The organism is Serratia proteamaculans (assembly GCF_008830365.1).
Taxonomy (GTDB): domain Bacteria; phylum Pseudomonadota; class Gammaproteobacteria; order Enterobacterales; family Enterobacteriaceae; genus Serratia; species Serratia proteamaculans.
Map to the genome: position 1 here is coordinate 1 of NZ_WBKI01000008.1, position 19,154 is coordinate 19,154.

Annotated in this window: 17 protein-coding genes; 9 read left to right on the forward strand and 8 right to left on the reverse strand. The window is 54.5% G+C overall.

Annotated elements, in window-relative coordinates:
* The 3 genes from F8R23_RS24240 to mdtD all read left to right on the forward strand — a co-directional run.
* A partial coding sequence (locus F8R23_RS24240; protein ID WP_211369081.1) for a hypothetical protein occupies positions 1 to 186 on the forward strand: 186 nt, incomplete at its 5' end.
* Between the two features lie 30 nt (positions 187 to 216).
* Positions 217 to 906 (forward strand): FadR/GntR family transcriptional regulator, encoded by a 690-nt coding sequence (locus F8R23_RS21055; RefSeq protein ID WP_099065713.1) that lies wholly within the window; start codon positions 217 to 219, stop codon positions 904 to 906.
* A gap of 66 nt (positions 907 to 972) precedes the next feature.
* On the forward strand, positions 973 to 2,388 hold the full coding sequence (gene mdtD, locus F8R23_RS21060; protein WP_129937729.1) for a multidrug transporter subunit MdtD: 1,416 nt from the start codon (positions 973 to 975) through the stop codon (positions 2,386 to 2,388).
* Here the strand turns inward: mdtD and rbsR are convergent.
* The 7 genes from rbsR to kup all read right to left on the reverse strand — a co-directional run bounded on the left by rbsR (position 2,385) and on the right by kup (position 10,260).
* Positions 2,385 to 3,386, reverse strand: coding sequence for a ribose operon transcriptional repressor RbsR (gene rbsR / locus F8R23_RS21065; RefSeq protein ID WP_085120102.1), 1,002 nt, complete (start codon positions 3,384 to 3,386; stop codon positions 2,385 to 2,387). The two genes, mdtD and rbsR, sit on opposite strands and share 4 nt — an antisense overlap.
* Before the next feature lie 5 nt (positions 3,387 to 3,391).
* On the reverse strand, positions 3,392 to 4,318 hold the full coding sequence (rbsK, locus tag F8R23_RS21070; protein ID WP_129937731.1) for a ribokinase: 927 nt from the start codon (positions 4,316 to 4,318) through the stop codon (positions 3,392 to 3,394).
* A 67-nt stretch (positions 4,319 to 4,385) separates the two neighbouring features.
* A complete protein-coding gene (gene rbsB / locus F8R23_RS21075) occupies positions 4,386 to 5,273 on the reverse strand; it encodes a ribose ABC transporter substrate-binding protein RbsB (RefSeq protein ID WP_085120130.1) in 888 nt (295 codons plus the stop codon).
* A 24-nt stretch (positions 5,274 to 5,297) separates the two neighbouring features.
* Positions 5,298 to 6,263 carry a ribose ABC transporter permease gene (gene rbsC / locus F8R23_RS21080; RefSeq protein ID WP_037421280.1) on the reverse strand — a complete coding sequence of 322 codons (966 nt, stop codon included), beginning with the start codon at positions 6,261 to 6,263 and terminating at the stop codon, positions 5,298 to 5,300.
* Positions 6,264 to 6,269: 6 nt separating this feature from the next.
* Positions 6,270 to 7,775, reverse strand: coding sequence for a ribose ABC transporter ATP-binding protein RbsA (rbsA, locus tag F8R23_RS21085; protein WP_129937732.1), 1,506 nt, complete (start codon positions 7,773 to 7,775; stop codon positions 6,270 to 6,272).
* A gap of 7 nt (positions 7,776 to 7,782) precedes the next feature.
* Positions 7,783 to 8,202: a D-ribose pyranase gene (gene rbsD, locus F8R23_RS21090; RefSeq protein ID WP_099065709.1), complete on the reverse strand. Its 420-nt coding sequence runs from the start codon at positions 8,200 to 8,202 to the stop codon at positions 7,783 to 7,785.
* A gap of 189 nt (positions 8,203 to 8,391) precedes the next feature.
* Entirely contained in the window at positions 8,392 to 10,260 is a 1,869-nt protein-coding gene (gene kup / locus F8R23_RS21095) for a low affinity potassium transporter Kup (RefSeq protein WP_151415963.1), read from the reverse strand.
* Positions 10,261 to 10,543: 283 nt separating this feature from the next.
* On the opposite strand from kup, the gene ravA reads away from it, so the two are divergent.
* Together ravA and viaA are read left to right on the forward strand one after the other, a co-directional pair.
* On the forward strand, positions 10,544 to 12,052 hold the full coding sequence (gene ravA / locus F8R23_RS21100) for an ATPase RavA (RefSeq protein ID WP_129936183.1): 1,509 nt from the start codon (positions 10,544 to 10,546) through the stop codon (positions 12,050 to 12,052).
* Positions 12,053 to 12,054: 2 nt separating this feature from the next.
* The gene (gene viaA, locus F8R23_RS21105) at positions 12,055 to 13,518 is read left to right on the forward strand and encodes an ATPase RavA stimulator ViaA (protein ID WP_085120108.1); all 1,464 of its coding nucleotides are present in this window, start codon (positions 12,055 to 12,057) and stop codon (positions 13,516 to 13,518) included.
* A gap of 3 nt (positions 13,519 to 13,521) precedes the next feature.
* Here the strand turns inward: viaA and asnA are convergent, their stop codons facing one another.
* Positions 13,522 to 14,514, reverse strand: a complete 993-nt coding sequence (asnA, locus tag F8R23_RS21110) for an aspartate--ammonia ligase (protein ID WP_129936184.1) — start codon at positions 14,512 to 14,514, stop codon at positions 13,522 to 13,524.
* 155 nt (positions 14,515 to 14,669) lie between these two features.
* On the opposite strand from asnA, the gene asnC reads away from it, so the two are divergent.
* The 4 genes from asnC (at position 14,670) to rsmG (ending at position 18,698) form a co-directional block, all read left to right on the forward strand.
* Entirely contained in the window at positions 14,670 to 15,131 is a 462-nt protein-coding gene (asnC, locus tag F8R23_RS21115) for a transcriptional regulator AsnC (RefSeq protein WP_004950461.1), read from the forward strand.
* Positions 15,132 to 15,228: 97 nt separating this feature from the next.
* The gene (mioC, locus tag F8R23_RS21120; protein ID WP_129936185.1) at positions 15,229 to 15,669 is read left to right on the forward strand and encodes an FMN-binding protein MioC; all 441 of its coding nucleotides are present in this window, start codon (positions 15,229 to 15,231) and stop codon (positions 15,667 to 15,669) included.
* 382 nt (positions 15,670 to 16,051) lie between these two features.
* Complete coding sequence (mnmG, locus tag F8R23_RS21125) at positions 16,052 to 17,941, forward strand: tRNA uridine-5-carboxymethylaminomethyl(34) synthesis enzyme MnmG (RefSeq protein WP_129937734.1); 1,890 nt, start codon at positions 16,052 to 16,054, stop codon at positions 17,939 to 17,941.
* Between the two features lie 136 nt (positions 17,942 to 18,077).
* Complete coding sequence (rsmG, locus tag F8R23_RS21130; RefSeq protein WP_112349481.1) at positions 18,078 to 18,698, forward strand: 16S rRNA (guanine(527)-N(7))-methyltransferase RsmG; 621 nt, start codon at positions 18,078 to 18,080, stop codon at positions 18,696 to 18,698.
* The last annotated feature ends 456 nt before the right edge of the window (positions 18,699 to 19,154 follow it).

Genomic DNA, 19,154 nt, shown 5'->3' on the forward strand with positions numbered 1-19,154 from the left:
GTTAGAGGAGTCGTTGTTCCCGGTCAGTGGAGGCGCATTATAGGGAGTTCTCAGAAGGCCGCAACCCCTAAATGCAAAAAACTTTTCAAGCGCGGATTTTTTCGGCAAAGCGCTGCACAAGCCAGCGTTTTCGTCACTTTTTCCGGTAAACAGCCACAAAAACTGGCGATCCGTAGCGTAAAATAAGAGTAACAATGTCAGTAAGGACTCGCAGCCATGCAATTTAATGCTCAACAACAGGCCGCCCAACGCAATCTTTCTTATCTACTTGCTGAAAAACTCGGCCAACAAATTCTGGCAGGCGATTATCAGGCCGGCAGCATCCTGCCCGGAGAGATGGAACTGGGGGAACAATTCGGCGTTAGCCGCACGGCGGTACGCGAAGCGGTGAAGATGCTGGCGGCCAAAGGCATGCTATTGCCCCGACCGCGCATCGGGACCCGGGTCATGCCGCAAAGCCAGTGGAACTTTCTCGATCAGGATTTACTGACCTGGTGGATGACCAAAGAAAACTTCGATCAGGTCATGCAACACTTCCTTATCTTACGCACCTCACTGGAACCCCAAGCCTGCTCACTGGCCGCAGCCAACGCCAACACACAGCAAACTGCACGGCTGGCTGAACTGATGGCGGAAATGCGCGCCCTGCATATCCAGTTTGACCGGGAACACTGGATCCAGGTGGATACCCAGTTCCACCAGCTTATTTATGAAGCCAGCGGCAATCCCTTTCTGACCTCATTCGCCAATCTGTTCAGTTCGGTGTATCAAAGTTACTTCCGCGCCATCACCGGTAACGAGGTGATTAAGCTCCAGCACCATCAGGCCATCGTCGATGCGATACTCGCTGGCGATAGCGCAGAGGCATTAGCCGCCTGCCAGGTTTTGCTTAGAGAGAAAGACTAACGCATCCCTGCTTATATATAGAAGAAAGACGAAAGGGACGAAGACGACAGTTAACCGGGACTCACAATGACTAAATCCGCGCGCAGTATGGCAGGGCTACCCTGGATCGCCGCCATGGCGTTCTTTATGCAGGCACTGGACGCCACCATCCTCAATACGGCTTTGCCGGCGATAGCCCAAAGTCTTGAGCGCTCGCCGTTGGCGATGCAGTCAGCGGTTATCAGCTATACCTTGACAGTAGCCATGCTGATCCCGGTCAGCGGTTGGCTGGCAGATCGCTTCGGTACGCGCCGGGTGTTTATCGTGGCGGTTTCACTGTTTACTCTCGGTTCGCTGCTGTGCGCGCTTTCTCCGACGTTAAGCCTGCTGGTAACTTCACGCGTTATTCAGGGAGTCGGCGGTGCGATGATGATGCCAGTGGCGCGATTGGCGCTGCTACGTGCTTATCCGCGCAGCGAACTGTTGCCGGTACTGAATTTCGTGACCATGCCGGGGCTGGTTGGGCCGATCATGGGACCGATGCTGGGCGGTTGGCTGGTAACTTACGCCACCTGGCACTGGATTTTCCTTATCAATATCCCGATTGGCCTGCTCGGCATCTTCTACGCCCGTAAATATATGCCGGACTTCACCACCCCCAAGCGTCGCTTCGACTTTATTGGCTTTATGCTGTTTGGCCTGAGCCTGGTGTTGGTTTCCACCGGTCTTGAGCTGTTTGGTGAACAGGTGCTGGCCAGCTATATCTCACTGGGCATACTGCTCAGTGGTGTAGTGATGCTGTTCGGCTATATAGTCCATGCCCGTAGGCACCCTCAACCCCTGATTGGTCTGGATCTGTTCCAGACCCGAACCTTCTCGGTGGGTATTGCCGGCAACGTCGCTTCGCGGCTGGGCACCGGCTGCGTGCCGTTCCTGATGCCACTAATGCTGCAGGTGGGTTTCGGTTACTCGGCAATTATTGCCGGCTGCATGATGGCGCCGACCGCCGTCGGTTCATTAATGGCGAAATCCACCGTCACTCAGGTGCTACGTTGGTTCGGCTATCGTAAGACTCTGGTGGGTATCACCGTCATTATTGGCGTGCTGATTGCTCAGTTCGCGCTGCAAAGCCCGGGAATGCCGCTGTGGTTGATGATCCTGCCGTTGTTCGTGCTGGGGATGGCTATGTCGACGCAATTCACCGCCATGAATACCATCAGCCTGGCAGATTTGAACGACGCCAATGCCAGCTCCGGCAATAGCGTGCTGGCCGTGACTCAACAGCTTTCCATTAGCTTCGGGGTAGCGATCAGCGCGGCAGTGCTGCGTTTCTACCAAACAATGTCGCTGGGGACCATGGTCGATCACTTCCACTACACCTTTATCACTATGGGAATTGTCACCGTAGCGTCGGCGTTTGTGTTTATGCTGCTGAAAAGAAAAGACGGGCGTAACCTGATCAGCGGACGGGAACCGAAGAAGCCGGCTAAAACCGCAGGCTAACGATGACCGACCGAGGCGCGTTCCACCAGCTCTGGGGTCAACACCAGGATCTGGGCTTCGCGTTCCGGGTTCTGCAGACGATGAATCAGCGTATCGATCGCCAGTTCCCCCAGTGAATCTTTCGGTTGGTGAATGGTGCTTAAGGGTGGCGCCAGGTATTTAGCCAGTTCAATATCATCGTAGCCCATCACTGCCATGTCCTGCGGCACCGATAACCCAGCCTGATACAGCGCCTGATAAGCGCCAACGGCAACCGCATCGTTGCCGGCAAACACGGCGTGTGGCGGCTCGGCCAGTGCCAGCAGTTGCTTCATGGCATCCACACCGCCTTCAAATTCAAAATCGCAGTGCACTTCGTATCCCGGCAAGATGGTCAACCCGGCGCGTTGCATGGCGCGACGGTAGCCTTCCAGCCGATGGCGTGCGGTAGTTTTATCCTGTGGACCGGCGATGCAGGCAATCTTGCGATACCCACGGGCGATCAGGTGATCGGTCGCCATCTCACCGCCCAGCAGCGAGTTATCCTGGATGATATCGTTGGCCCCTTCGAACGGCGCCCAATCCATCATGACTATCGGTAACGAAGGATAGCGGCTCAGCGCGTCCTGCGATGGACGATGGTTTTCGGTACACATCAACAACAAGCCATCGACGCGCTTTTGCAGCAGCGTCTCCATGTTGCGATTCATGCGCGCGGCATCTTCTTCAGTATTGCACAGGATCAGGCTGTAACCACGTTCATAGCAACTGCGCTCAACGCCACGCACGACTTCGGCATAAAACGGGTTATTGCTGGAGGTCACCAGCATGCCGATGGTGCGCGTCTGGTTCAGTTTGAGGCTGCGCGCCAGGGCAGAAGGCGCATAGTTCAGTTGTTCAACGGCCGCCATGACTTTGGCTCGCACGCTGTCGCTGACAAAGCGATTGTCATTAATGACGTGCGATACTGTCGAAGTTGAAACGCCCGCCAGACGGGCGACGTCTTTCATGGTGGCCAAAGGGATTACTCCTGCTGCTGCAAGAAGGTGTCGATCTCTTCGCGCCAGGGCACAGAAGGCTGGGCTCCGGGACGAGTCACCGCTATGGCCGCCGCCGCATGGGCAAAGCGCACGGCATCTGCCATCACCTTACCTTCCAGCAGTGCCGTAACCAGCGCCCCGTTGAAGGTATCGCCGGCGGCAATGGTATCTACCGCTTTAACCTTGAAGCCAGGCACCAGCTTACCTTTGCTGTTCTCACTCAGCCAAACGCCACGGCTGCCGAGGGTGATGATCACCGTGGCAATGCCTTTATCATGCAAAGCCTGTGCGGCACGCGCGGCATCATCATCATTATTGACCGCAATACCGGTCAGGCGCTGGGCTTCGGTTTCGTTTGGCGTAATCATATCGATCATTGCCAATAATTCGTCCGGCAGTTCACGTGCCGGCGCAGGATTGAGGATCACCTGAGTTTGATGCTGTTTCGCCAGGCCGGCGGCTGCGATAACCGTCTCCAGCGGTGACTCGAGCTGCATCAGCAGCGCGTCGGCGTCGATCACCTTTTGCTGATAACGAGCCAGATAGTCGGGAGTCACTGCGGCATTGGCACCGGCATCAATGCCGATCACATTCTCGCCTTCCGCATTAACAAAAATCAGCGCAACACCGGTGGTACTGTCGGCTATCGCCTCAATCGGTTGGGTATCAATGCGATCGGTCGCCAGTTGCTGACGGACACGTTCTCCGATGTCATCAGCCCCCACGCAGGCGATAAAAGCGATATCCGCGCCGCTGCGGCCTGCCGCCACCGCCTGGTTGGCGCCTTTACCGCCAAACGCCACTTTATACTGCTTCCCGATCACCGTTTCACCCGGTTGGGGGAACTGCTCAATATTGAGGATATGGTCGGCATTGATGCTGCCCAGAACCACCAGCTTACCTGTTGCCATCGCATTGATTCCTGAATTGCGCGCCATCATAAACGCCCCGTTTTGATGGCGCTGGTGCTACAGAGTGTTATTTAGTGACCAACTTCAGATCAACCGGGATAGTGGCCGGCACTTTTTCGCCTTTCAACACTTTATCCGCCGTTTCCACACCAATCACGCCGATCTGATCCGGACGCTGCGCCACGGTCGCTGCCAGTTTGCCGCCTTCAACCGCCTTCACGCCGTCAGCGGTGCCGTCGAAGCCTACCACGACCACGTCGGTTTTACCGGCGGTTTGCAGCGCACGCAGTGCGCCCAGTGCCATTTCATCGTTCTGGGCAAACACCGCCTGCACGTCCGGATGAGCGGTCAGCAGGTTCTGCATCACGTTCAGGCCTTTGGTACGGTCGAAGTCTGCCGGCTGGCTGGCCAGCAGTTTGAATTTGTTCTGATCCAGTGACTGTTTAAAGCCTTCGCCACGTTCACGGGCGGCGGAGGTACCGGCGATCCCTTCCAGCTGGATCACTTTAGCGTCTGCGCCCACTTTCTTGGCAATAAAGTCACCGGCCATTTTACCGCCGACGCGGTTATCCGAAGCGATGTGGCTGACCACTTCACCTTTGCTTGCCACACGGTCCAGGGTGATAACCGGGATCTTGGCCTGGTTGGCCATCTTGATGGCGTTGCCAACCGCATCGGAGTCGGTTGGGTTAATCAGCAGTAACTTAGGTGCCTGCACCATCAGATCCTGCACGTTCGCCAGCTCTTTCGCCGGGTTGTTTTGCGAGTCCAGCACCACCAGGTTGTAACCCAGCTTATTGGCTTCCTGCTGTGCGCCCTCTTTCATTGAGACAAAGAACGGGTTGTTCAGGGTAGAGACCACCAGCGCGATGGTGTCTTTAGCCAGCGCATTCGCACTCAGGGTGGCGCTCAGCGCGAAGGCTGAAGCCAGAATTGCCAGTTTTTTCATTTTCATCATCGTGATTCCTGTAGGGGGAGGTTATTTGTTGCTTTTGTTCTCTACCAGAACCGCCAGCAGTATCACCACTGCCTTCACGATCATTTGGTAGTAGGAAGAAACACCCAGTAAATTCAGGCCGTTGTTCAGGAAGCCAAGGATCAGCGCCCCGATCAACGTACCGACAATGCGGCCCTTGCCACCGGCCAGGCTGGTACCACCCAGCACCACCGCAGCAATGGCATCCAACTCATAGCCGGTCCCGGCGGTCGGTTGCGCGGAAGACAGGCGCGCCACTTCGATCACCCCCGCCAGCGCCGCCAACAGTCCACAAAGCGAATAAACGATAATCTTCACTTTGTCGACGCTGATGCCGGACAGGCGGGTCGCCGCTTCGTTACCGCCCAGGGCATAAATATAGCGGCCCAGACGGGTATGGTGCAGCATGTACCAGGCGGCGATAAACACGATCGCCATGATCCAGATCGGGGTAGGCACCCCCAGCGGGCGGCCAATGCCGAACCAGCCGAAGGTATCGGCCACGTCGGTGAAGCCGGTATTCACCGGACTGCCGTTGGTGTACACCATGGTGACACCGCGCAACAGCAGCATCATCACCAAAGTAGCGATAAACGCCTGCACCTTGCCTTTGGCCACGATCACCCCGGTACAGGCGCCAACAGCCGCCCCCAATGCCAGAGCCGCCGCCACGGCTACCACTGCGTTAATTTCGAAACCGACGATCGACGCCGCCACCGCGCCAGTCAGCGCCAACAGCGATCCCACCGACAAATCGATGCCGGAGGTCAGGATCACCAGCGTCATCCCCACCGCCATAATGGCGTTCACTGAGGTTTGCTGCAGAATATTGAACAGGTTGTTTACGGTGAAGAAATTCGGGCTCATGGAAGAGACCACGGCGATCAGCACCAGCAGAGCAATCAGTGATTTTTGCTCTAACAGCCACTCTTTACTGAACCAGCGCTTTGCCACACTCTGGGAACTCATATCTGATTACTCCTGCTTTACGCCGTATTGCTTGCCAACGGCCGCAGCCATCAACGCTTCCTGGGTGGCCTGTTCAATCGGGAATTCACCGCTGAGGTGTCCTTCGTGCATCACCAGGATGCGGTCGCTCATGCCCAGCACCTCCGGCATTTCCGAAGACACCAGAATGATGCTCAGCCCTTCCTGCTTGAACTGGTTGATTAACTGATAGATTTCTTTTTTAGCGCCCACATCGACGCCACGCGTCGGTTCATCGAGGATCAACACCTTTGGCCGTGTCATCAGGCCACGGGCGATCGCCACTTTCTGTTGGTTACCGCCGGAAAGCAGGCCAATCGGCTGCTCCATCGACGGCGTCTTGATATTGAACAGGCGGATGAAATCACCCACGGCCTGCTGCTCTTCCGCCTGTTTCAGGCTGCCACCGGCCCGGCTGAAATAACGCAGCGCCGTCAGCGACATGTTTTCCTTTACCGACATCCCCAGCACCAGGCCATCGCGCTTGCGGTCTTCGGAGATATACACAATGCCGTTCGCCAGACCGTCCTGCGGCGAATGGGTTACCACCGGGCGGCCATCGAGGTTGACGGTACCGGCTTTACGCGGCGCGGCACCGTAGAGAATTTTCATCAGTTCGGTACGCCCGGCGCCCATCAGACCGGCCACGCCAAGAATTTCGCCCCGGTACAGAGTAAAGCTGACGTCATCCACACCAGGGCCGGAAACCTGGCTGACTTCCAGTCGCTTTTCGCCCCGCGGCTGATTCAAACGCGGGTACTGTTCTTCCAGCTTGCGGCCGACCATCATTTCTATCAGCGAATCTTCCTGCAGCTCACTGACCGGTCGCTCGGCGATAAACTGCCCATCACGAAACACCGTGACGTCATCGCAAATTTCAAAGATCTCTTTCAGCCGGTGCGAAATATAAACAATGCCGCGCCCTTCGGCTTTGAGTTCATTGATCACTTTAAATAAAGAAGCGGTTTCCGTGTCGGTCAGCGCATCCGTCGGTTCATCCATAATGATGACTTTGGATTCGAAGCTCAGCACCTTGGCGATTTCCACCATTTGCTGATCGCCAATCGACAACTCGCCCACCAGCCGGTGACTGCTGTAACTCAGGTTCAACCGCGCCAACAGTTTGTCGGCTTCGGCATACATGCGCTTCCAGTCGATGCGGCCGATGCGGTTAACAAACTCACGCCCGAGGAAGATGTTTTCCGCGATCGTCAACTGCGGGATCAGGTTTAGTTCCTGATGGATAATCCCGATGCCCGCTTCCTGCGAATCCTTTGGCCCGTTGAATGCCACCTCTTTACCGAGAAAATACTGACTGCCGGCGTCTTTGTTATAAATGCCGGTCAGCACTTTCATCATGGTGGATTTCCCGGCGCCGTTTTCCCCCACCAGCGCCATCACCTTGCCGGGATAAACGCTGAGCGCGGCGCCTGAAAGCGCCTTCACGCCGGGAAAAGCTTTATCGATCCCTTTCAGTTGCAGTAAAGGTTGCATAAATGCCTCAGAAAGTTACGCCGGCGCAGAGGATCACGTTCGCGTAAGGCGAGCATTCCCCGCTGCGGATCACCGCCCGGCTGTGTTCAGTTTGCGCTTTAAATGCACTGTGGCTGATATAACTCACGCTGATGGTATTTCCCTGGTGTTGGCCAAGTTCAGTCAGTTGAGCCAACAACGCGTGGTGGAGCTGCGGATTATGTTTAACTATCTCTTCCGCCAGAATGGCGCTCTCTACCTGCATTTCCTGTGTCACTACCCCAACCACCTGCAAAAATGTCGGTACGCCCTGGGTCAGCGCCAGATCGATACGCTGCGTTGCCGCCGGAATGGGCAGCCCCGCATCACAGATGGCGATCTGGTCGGTATGGCCGAGACGGGAAACCACGGCAGAAACATCAGCATTCAGCAGCACGCCTTTTTTCATCTTTTTCTTCTCACTCCACCAGCGAAACGTTTCGCTTGTGTCTGGAGTTTAAAAAAACGTCAACAGAAGGCAACCGGAACAGTGCAGAAATGTGATCGCTATCGAAACGTTTCGCTGGTGTTACCGAGAACATAGTTACCGAGAACATAAACAGAAAGGGCCCAGCTATTGCTGAGCCCTTGAGGGGAATTAAATCTCGACCTGGGTGCCCAGTTCGATTACCCGATTGGGGGGTATCTCAAACTGGTCCGGCGCACGTAGTGCGTTGCGGCTTAGTGCAATAAACAGTTTGCCGCGCAGGAACAGGTACCACGGCCGCTTGGTCAGGATCAGTGACTCATGTGACATAAAGAACGAGGTTTCCGTCATCCGACAGGGCAGCCCTTCCAGGCCGCAGCGGTGGAACACTTCCTCAACATTCGGCGTTTCACGCCAGCCGTAACTGGCCACCACCCGCCAGAAGGTCGGCGAAAGCTGTTCGATGGTCACTCGTCGTACGTTATGGACATAAGGGGCATCCTCGGTACGCAGCGTCAACAGCACCACTCGCTCATGCAGCACCTTGTTGTGCTTCAGGTTATGCAACAGCGCAAAAGGGATCACGTTGATGGCGCGAGACATAAAGACCGCGGTGCCAGGCACCCGCACCGGCGGCGATTTTTCCAGCGAGGCGATCATCGCTTCAAGGGAATTACCGTGTTCGTGCATGCGGCGCAGCAGGCGGAAACGTTCGCTCTTCCAGGTGGTCATGATGATGAACATCACCAGCGCTAACAGCAACGGCAACCAACCGCCGGAGAACAGCTTCAGGGCGTTGGCCGCGAACATCGGCACATCGATAATCAACAGGATAACCAGAGTGCCGACGGCGAAGAAACGGTTCCAGTGCCAGTTTTTTATCGCCACCGAGGTCACCAGAATACTGGTCAGCACCATGGTGCCGGTCACGGCGATACCGTAGGCCGCCGCCAGATTGCTGGAGTGTTCGAAACCGATAATCACCAGCACTACCGCGATATACAGCGTCCAGTTAATCACCGGGATATAGATTTGACCGGATTCCATCTCAGAAGTATGGATGATGCGCATCGGTGACAGGTAACCCAGACGCACCGCCTGGCGAGTCAACGAGAACACGCCGGAGATCACCGCCTGCGAGGCGATGACCGTAGCCAGCGTCGCCAGAATCAAAAGCGGGATCAGCGCCCAGTCCGGTGCCAGCAGGAAGAACGGGTTCTTGATGGCCTCCGGGTTTTTCAGCAGCAAAGCGCCCTGACCGAAGTAGTTCAGCACCAGCGATGGTAGCACCACGGTGAACCAGGCCAGGCGGATAGGGAATTTACCGAAATGCCCCATGTCGGCGTACAACGCCTCAACGCCGGTGATCGACAGCACTACCGCGCCCAGCGCAAAGAACGACACCTTCTTATATTCAATAAAGAAGTTCAGCGCCCATTTCGGGTTTAACGCCTGCAAGACTTCTGGATTCGCCATGATGCTACGTGCGCCCAGCACCGCCAGAACGATAAACCACAACAGCATCACCGGCGCAAACAGCTTACCCACGCTGCCGGTACCGTGTTTCTGGATGGCAAACAACACCGTCAGCACCAGGATGGAAAGGGGAACAATATAGCCATCAAGCGACGGCGCGGCGATTTCCAACCCTTCTATCGCCGACATCACCGATATCGCCGGGGTGATCACCACCTCGCCATAGAAAAAGCTGCCGCCAATCAAGCCCAATATCACCAACACGGCGGTGGTACGCGCCGAAGTATGACGCCCGGCCAGCGACATCAGCGTCAGGATACCCCCTTCACCGGCGTTATCCGCCCGCATGACGTAGGTGAGATACTTGAGGGAAACAATGATGATTAACATCCAGAAAATCAGCGACAGGAAGCCGAAAACCACATCTGGACGAACATCGAAGCCGTAATGGCCGGAGAAACACTCTCGAAGAGTATAGAGAGGGCTGGTGCCAATATCACCGTAAACCACCCCAATTGCCGCCAGGGTTACCGCCGATAAGGACTGTTTATGCTCTGCGCTCATAATTCGTTTCTTTATTAGAACATCCGTTAGCGATGCATCCGCATCAGCCAGAGATACGGGCTCTAAGATCCGTTACGCCCACTAAAAGGCGCACAGTATGCACGATTTATACTGCTTGCCTATCCTTATATCAGACCCTAAAAATAAACAAAATGTGAACCAGCCGCTCTTTTGATAATAGAAAGATTTTACTAATCAACAAGCTATACCATTAAAAATAATGGTGGTTTATCATCGGATTATCCACCAAGATTGGCTAACACTCGGACAACACGACAATAATATGGCGCCATCATCTCTTCTGGCAGAACGGATTTCCCGCCTCAGCAACGCGCTGGAGAGCGGTCTTTATGAACGACAGGATGCCATTCGCCTGTGTTTGCTGGCAGCGCTCAGCGGTGAAAGCGTGTTTCTGCTTGGCCCACCGGGCATCGCCAAAAGCCTGATTGCGCGCCGGTTAAAATTCGCCTTTCGCAGCGCGCGTTCATTTGAATACCTGATGACGCGTTTCTCAACCCCGGAAGAAGTCTTCGGCCCCTTGTCGATCCAGGCGTTAAAAGACGAAGGCCGCTATCAACGTCTGACCGCCGGCTACCTGCCCGAGGCGGAAATCGTATTTTTGGATGAGATCTGGAAGGCCGGCCCGGCGATCCTCAATACCCTGCTGACGGCGATCAACGAACGCCGTTTCCGCAACGGTAATACGGAAGAACCGATCCCGCTGCGGCTGCTGGTCACCGCCTCCAACGAACTGCCGGATGCCGACAGCAGCCTGGAAGCCCTTTACGATCGCATGCTAATACGCCTGTGGTTGGACAAAGTGCAGGACAAACAGAATTTCCGCTCACTGCTAGTCAGTCGCCAGAACGAGAATGAAAACCCGGTGCCTGAAGCACTGAGTATCAGTGATGAGGAATACCACCAGTGGCAACCGCAGATCGACAAAATCAAGCTGCCCGAGACTTGCTTTGAGCTGATATTCCAACTGCGCCAGCGTCTGGATGCGTTGGATAATGCCCCTTACGTCTCCGACCGTCGCTGGAAAAAGGCGCTGCGGTTGTTGCAGGCCTGCGCCTTCTTCAGCGGTCGCGACGCCGTGGCGCCGATCGATTTATTGCTGCTGAAAGACTGCCTTTGGCACGACCTCACCTCACTGAAGCTATTGCAACAGCAAGTAGAACAATTGCTGAACGAATCGGCTTATCAACAGCAATCGCTGCTGATCCAACTGCAACAGATCCATACCCGTTGGCTGCAGCATCAACAGCAGCAGAGCGACAGTCAGGCGATCGCCCTGGTGAAAAAGGGCGGCATGTTCAGCAGAAAACCTCAGTTTGCCCTGGCAACGCCGCTCGGCACCGGTACCCTGACCCTGTTGCTGCAAAAACCGCTGCAACTGCATGATATCCAAGTCAACCATCTGAGTATTGAAAACAGCGCGCTGGAAAACTGGCTGCAAAAAGGCGGCGACGTGCGCGCCAAACTGAACGGTATCGGCTTTGCCCAGCAGATCGATCTGGAAGTGGACGAGCAACTGCATCTGACGGTGCTGGACGTTAGCCGTCAACCTGCACTGCTGGCACTGCCCGGCAAACAGACCGGCGGCACGCCGCAGGCGATGCTGGATGAAATGGATCAGTTGGCGCAGCGCCTGGCGGAACAGCGCCGGTTGTTCAGTCAGCACCAACCCTGTCTGTTTACCCCCGCCGTCAGGCTGGCAAAAATTGAGGCCAGCCTGTTGCAGGTGGCGGAACAAATCAAACAGCAGCACCAGCAAATGCGCGGCCAGTAAGTATGCTCAGCCTGGAAACGCTCGATCTGCTGCTGGCGATCACCGAAGGTGAGCTGATCGAGGAGATGATCATCGGCATGCTGGCGGCACCGCAGCTGTCGATTTTCTTCAAAAAGTTTCCGGCGATCCGCCGGGCGCTGGATCGCGACCTGCCGCGCTGGAAGCTGCAACTGAAAGAACGTCTCCACGAAGCCATGGTGCCGCCCGCGCTGGCGCAGGAGTTTTATCGCTATCAACAGTGCCAACTGGAGAACAACACCCAGTTCTTCCATAACCTTAACGACACTCTGGATTTGCTGCGCCAACTGGTTTCCCCCTTTTATGAGCAGGCCCGCTCGCTGGTGGATGCCGCCGATCTGCCCAACCATCCGCTGGACGACAGCTTCCAAACTCTTTTCCTGCAGCGCTGGCGCATCAGCCTGACGCTACAGGCCACCATGATGCATCACCAGCTATTGGAACAGGAACGCGAACAGCTATTGGCGGAGCTGCAGGAGCGTCTGGCGCTAAGTGGTGCTCTGGAGCCGCTGCTGTCGGAAAACGACACCGCAGCCGGGCGACTGTGGGATATGAGTAAAGGCCACTTGCAACGGGGTGACTATCAAAGGCTGGTGGAATACGGCAACTTCTTGCAGCAGCAGCCTGAACTGAAAAAACTGGCGCAGCAGCTTGGGCGCAGCTATCAGGCCAAGGCGGTACAACAGCAGGACGCATTGCCCGAGCCGTACCGCGTGATGGTGCAGGTACCAGCCACGCTGCCGGAAGAGGTCAGCGGCATTCACCAGAGCGACGATATTCTGCGCCTGCTGCCACCCGAGTTGGTCACGCTGGGCATTGAAGAGTTGGAGTTTGAGTTTTATCGCCGCCTGCTGGAAAAACAGCTGTTGAGCTATCGCCTGCAGGGCGATGTTTGGCAGGAACAGGTTCTGATCCGCCAGGTCACCCATCAGCAGCAGGATCAGCAACCGCGCGGGCCGTTTATCGTCTGTGTGGATACCTCAGGTTCGATGGGCGGTTTCAACGAACAGTGCGCCAAAGCGTTCTGTCTGGCACTGTTACGCATCGCGCTGGCGGATAACCGCCGTTGCTACATAATGTTGTTCGCCAACCAGATCGTGCATTACGAACTCACTGCCGCCAGTGGTATTGAGCAGGCGGTGCGTTTTCTCGGCCAGCACTTCCGCGGCGGTACCGATCTGGCGGCTTGCCTGAACGCCACCGTTAGCAAAATGACGGAAAGCGGCTGGTTCGACGCTGACGCGGTGATCATTTCTGACTTTATTGCCCAGCGTTTACCGGAAGAGATAATAAAGAAGGTCAAACAACAGCAGCAAAGCCACCAGCAACGCTTTCACGCGGTGGCGATGTCCAACTACGGCAAGCCCGGCATCATGCGCATCTTCGATCATATCTGGCGCTTTGATACCGGGTTAAAAAGCCGTTTAATGCGCCGCTGGCGGCGCTGAGTATTACAGCAGGCCGTCGACCGCTTCACGCACCTGCGGAGACCACACGCCACACTGTACCTGCCCAATGTGCGACAGTTGTAGCAACAGCATCACCAGGCGCGACTGACCGATACCGCCACCGATGGTTTGTGGCATATCGCCACGCAGCAGAGACTGATGCCATTCCAGCGTCAAACGATCTTCATCCCCGGTTTGCGACAACTGGCGTTTCAGCGCGCTGGCGTCAACGCGGATCCCCATAGAAGAAAGTTCGAAGGCATCCTGCAGCACCGGGTTCCATACCAGGATATCGCCGTTCAGGCCGGCCAGCCCTGCTGCTGCTGGGGTGGTCCAGTCATCATAATCCGGTGCACGTACGTCGTGTGATTTGCCATGCGACAGCTTGCCACCAATCCCCATCAGGAATACCGCACCCAGCTCTTTGGTAATTGCCCGCTCACGGCCTTTGGCATCCAACTCCGGGTAGCGTTGCAGCAGGGTTTCGCTGTGAACAAAATGGATTTGCTCCGGCAGGAACGGCGTTAAGCCGTATTCGCGACTCACTTCACCCTCGGTTGCTTTAATTGCCGCATAAATGCTGCGCACGGTGCTTTCCAGGTAATCCTGACTGCGTTCGCCATCGCCCATCACCCGCTCCCAGTCCCATTGATCAACGTAGACCGAATGGATCGCGCTAAGACGATCTTCGTCCGGGCGCAGGGCTTTCATATGGGTATACAAGCCTTCACCGGCGCCGAAGTCATAGCTGCCCAATGTTTTGCGTTTCCATTTGGCCAGCGAGTGCACCACTTCAAAGGTGGCATCCGGCAGGGTTTTCACCTTGACCTGCACCGCTTTCTCACTGCCAGACAGGTTGTCCTGGGTACCGTCACCCAGACGACTGAGGATCGGCGCCTGCACTTCGATCAGGCCAAGCTGTTGTTCCAACTGGCGGGAGAAGAAGGATTTAACCAGGCTGATTTGTTGTTGTTTTTGAATAAACTGTTTTTTCATTGCCGTATCTCTTATAAACCTGTTTCTGTTGCCAACGATTAAGCAACAGAACGGCACTACAATTCAATATCCGCTAATCAATATTGCCTTTTCACTTTTAATCGTTCATTTTGATGCGGTAATAATTCAACAATCAGCAATTAGTGGGGGATTAAATGGCTGAAAATTATCAGATCGATAATCTCGATCGCGGCATCCTTAACGCCTTGATGGAGAATGCACGCACACCTTATGCCGAACTGGCGAAAAACTTTGCCGTCAGTCCCGGCACCATTCATGTGCGGGTAGAGAAGATGAAGCAGGCCGGTATCATCACCGGTGCGCGGGTCGACGTGAACCCCAAACGCCTGGGTTACGACGTCTGTTGTTTTATCGGCATTATATTAAAGAGTGCTAAAGACTATCCCTCCGCGCTGAAAAAGCTCGAAAGCCTGGAGGAAGTGGTCGAGGCCTATTACACCACCGGCCACTACAGCGTGTTTATCAAGGTGATGTGCCGCTCGATAGATGCGTTACAACAAGTACTTATCAACAAGATCCAGACGATTGACGAGATCCAGTCTACTGAAACCCTGATCTCGCTGCAGAACCCCATCATGCGTACCATCACTCCCTAGCCAACTAATTACTATACCCATATTATCCACAGGTAGATCCCAGCCGATTCACAGCGTACAATGCTGCCACTTTGAGAAGGCTGGGATCATTCATTTCATGGCAGACATTACTCTGATCAGTGGCAGTACGCTTGGCAGTGCCGAGTACGTAGCCGAGCACTTGGCTGAAAAGCTGGAAACAGCAGGCTTTACGACCGAGACCCTGCATGGCCCTGAATTGGATGAATTGACCCTGTCCGGACGCTGGCTGGTGGTGTCTTCTACCCACGGTGCCGGCGATTTACCGGATAACCTGCAACCTCTACTGGAACAAATAGAAGAACAGCTTCCTGATTTATCTCAGGTGCAGTTTGGTGCAGTCGGTTTAGGCAGCTCTGAATACGATACGTTCTGTGGTGCGATCCAACGGATCGACGATCTTCTGATTGCTCGTGGAGCGAAAAGGATCGGCGATCGGCTCGAGATCGACGTGACTGAACACGAAATTCCTGAGGATCCGGCAGAGGAATGGGTGAAAAATTGGATTAATTTACTCTAATTTGTTCAAAGATCACCCGAACGATTGTGGATAACTATGCTTAAAAGCAGGGTAAAAGCAGTAGTTATCCCAATAACAACCTTAGGTCGCTTTTTGTCCTGTGTATAACATGCCATTTAGATCCCAGCTTATAAGCCATAGGATCACCGATCATTCACAGCTAACGATCCTCCTTAATTAGCTGATCTCAATCGCGAATAATCACTTATCCACAGAAGATCGCGATCCTAATAAGAGATCTAATAAAGAGATCTTTAAATAAAAAGATCTTCTTTTAATTACTCAAGGATCCTGACCACTTGGTCGATCGACTAAACTTGAGTAGAATCCTCCATCCCAGGGCAATACAACGATCGTTCGCAATACGACGAGGTGCAGTTCCATGTTTTATCCAGAGCAATTTGACGTCATCATCATCGGTGGTGGCCATGCCGGTACCGAAGCCGCTATGGCTGCGGCACGTATGGGACGTCAGACTTTATTACTGACTCACAATATCGATACCCTGGGGCAAATGTCTTGCAACCCGGCGATTGGCGGTATTGGTAAAGGGCATCTGGTTAAGGAAATTGATGCACTTGGCGGGCTGATGGCCACGGCGATCGATCATGCCGGCATCCAGTTTAGGATACTAAACGCCAGCAAAGGCCCTGCGGTACGAGCCACCCGAGCTCAGGCTGACCGAGTGCTGTATCGCCAAGCGGTACGTACTGCTCTGGAGAACCAGCCAAATCTGATGATCTTCCAGCAGCCCGTCGAAGATCTGATTGTGGAAAACGATCGCGTTGTCGGTGCCGTTACCCAAATGGGACTGAAATTCCGCGCCAAGGCGGTCGTGCTGACCGTAGGCACCTTCCTGGACGGCAAGATCCACATCGGCCTGGAAAATTACAGCGGTGGCCGTGCCGGGGATCCTCCGTCGATCTCGCTTTCACAGCGACTGCGTGAATTGCCTTTGCGGGTTAACCGTCTGAAAACCGGTACGCCACCGCGTATCGATGCACGCACCATTGATTTCAGCGTACTGGCACCGCAACACGGTGACACACCGATCCCGGTATTTTCGTTCATGGGCAACGCCGGGCAACACCCGGAACAAATGGCGTGCTACATCACCTACACCAACGAAAAAACCCATGACGTGATCCGTAATAACCTCGATCGCAGCCCGATGTACGCCGGGATCATCGAAGGGATCGGACCACGCTACTGCCCGTCGATCGAAGACAAGGTGATGCGCTTTGCCGATCGTAACGCACACCAGATCTTCCTCGAGCCGGAAGGCCTGACCAGCAATGAAATTTATCCAAACGGCATCTCCACCAGTCTACCGTTTGACGTACAGATGCAGATCGTTCATTCGATGGAAGGGATGCAGAACGCCCGAATCATTCGACCTGGTTATGCCATCGAATACGATTTCTTCGATCCCCGTGATTTGAAGCCGACGCTGGAAAGCAAATTTATCCAGGGCCTGTTCTTCGCTGGCCAGATCAACGGCACCACCGGTTACGAAGAGGCAGCTGCACAAGGCCTGTTGGCCGGTCTGAATGCTGGACGTTACGCCAACGAAGACGAAGGCTGGTCGCCACGTCGCGATCAGGCTTATCTGGGTGTGTTGGTGGACGACCTCAGCACCTTGGGCACCAAAGAGCCGTACCGCATGTTCACTTCACGCGCCGAATACCGCCTGATGCTGCGTGAAGACAATGCCGATCTGCGTCTGACGGAAAAAGGCCGCGAACTGGGTCTGGTGGACGATGCCCGTTGGGCACGCTTTAGCGAAAAGCTGGAGCGCATCGAACAGGAACGCCAGCGCCTGCGTGATATCTGGATGCACCCGCACGCCGAGAACGTCGAGCAGGTGAACGCGCTGCTGAAAGCACCACTGTCGCGCGAGGCCAACGGTGAAGAACTGCTGCGCCGTCCGGAAGTGGATTACACCCAATTGACCTCCGTTGCGGCATTTGCTCCGCCACTGGCCGATACCCAGGCCGCCGAGCAGGTTGAGATTCAGGTGAAATACGAAGGCTACATTGTTCGTCAGCAGGAAGAGATCGAAAAACAGCAGCGCAATGAGAACACCGTGCTGCCGCTGGATCTCGATTACCAACAGGTTTCTGGTCTGTCGAATGAAGTGATCGCCAAGTTGAATGATCATAAACCAAACTCGATCGGCCAGGCTTCACGCATCTCCGGCATCACGCCGGCGGCGATCTCCATTTTGCTGATTTGGCTGAAAAAACAGGGGCTGCTGCGCCGCAGCGCATAAATCCCGTTTTTGGGTGGCCGTTTGTTGATTTGATGAGCAAACGGCCGCTGACATCTTTTCGGACCTGAATTATCATGGCCACCTCCTTGGCCAGCCCTACCTGGCTTGCCGTTGCGCGCCAGTTTGAGGACACGTTGTGCAGAAAAAATTAGATTCGTTGCTCAAAGCGGCAGGCATTGCGCTTCCCGATCGGCAAAAACAGCAGTTACTGGGCTATGTTGGCATGCTGGATAAGTGGAACAAGGCGTATAACCTCACTTCGGTGCGTGATCCACAACAAATGCTGGTGCGCCATATTCTCGACAGCATCGTGGTAAACCCGCATCTGCAGGGCAGCCGTTTTATCGATGTTGGCACTGGTCCTGGCTTACCAGGCATTCCGCTGGCGATTGTTCGTCCTGATTCCCATTTCACCTTGCTCGACAGCCTGGGCAAGCGCGTGCGCTTCCTGCGACAGGTTCAGCATGAACTGGGTTTGACCAACGTTGAGCCGGTACAGAGCCGTGTTGAGGCGTTCCCCGCTGAGCCACCGTTCGATGGTGTCATCAGCCGTGCCTTTGCTTCGCTGCAGGATATGCTTACCTGGTGTCACCATTTGCCGGCAAAAGGGCAGGGGCGTTTCTACGCGCTGAAAGGCGTGCGTCCAGATGAAGAACTGGCGCAGTTGCCTGAAGGCATCGAACTGGAATCGGTGGTTCGTCTACAGGTACCGGAACTCGAAGGTGAACGTCACCTAGTGGTACTTAAGGCAAACTGAGTTTGTTTTTGATCAAGTAAGCGCGAATTAAAATATAGTGGCAATGGTTAAAGTAAGCAGGCTAATCAATAGGTGGTTTTTTTAGTTAATTTACTTTTTATTAACACAAAAATAGGCGCTAATTGGCGACAATAGGGTAATTGCAGATCGTAATAGTTACGTTAGCAACGATAAGTGAAGGATCCTGCTTTGCTGCTAATGTTAATTAGCTGTTGGAATACTATCCCCGAAGCTGTCAATAAAAGGTTTTTAGTGGGTATACGGATTGTTTTTGAACAGTTAATTTGTAATATTATGATTTATAATATCTTTTTGATCGCCCGATTTGCTAAAGACGCTTTAACCGACCCTGGGCTATAAATCAGTAATAGGTATTATTGTGAGCAACTACACGTTTCTTGCTGTAACACTGGAATAATCAGACAATTAAATGAGCCCTATTATTCCGACCGTTTT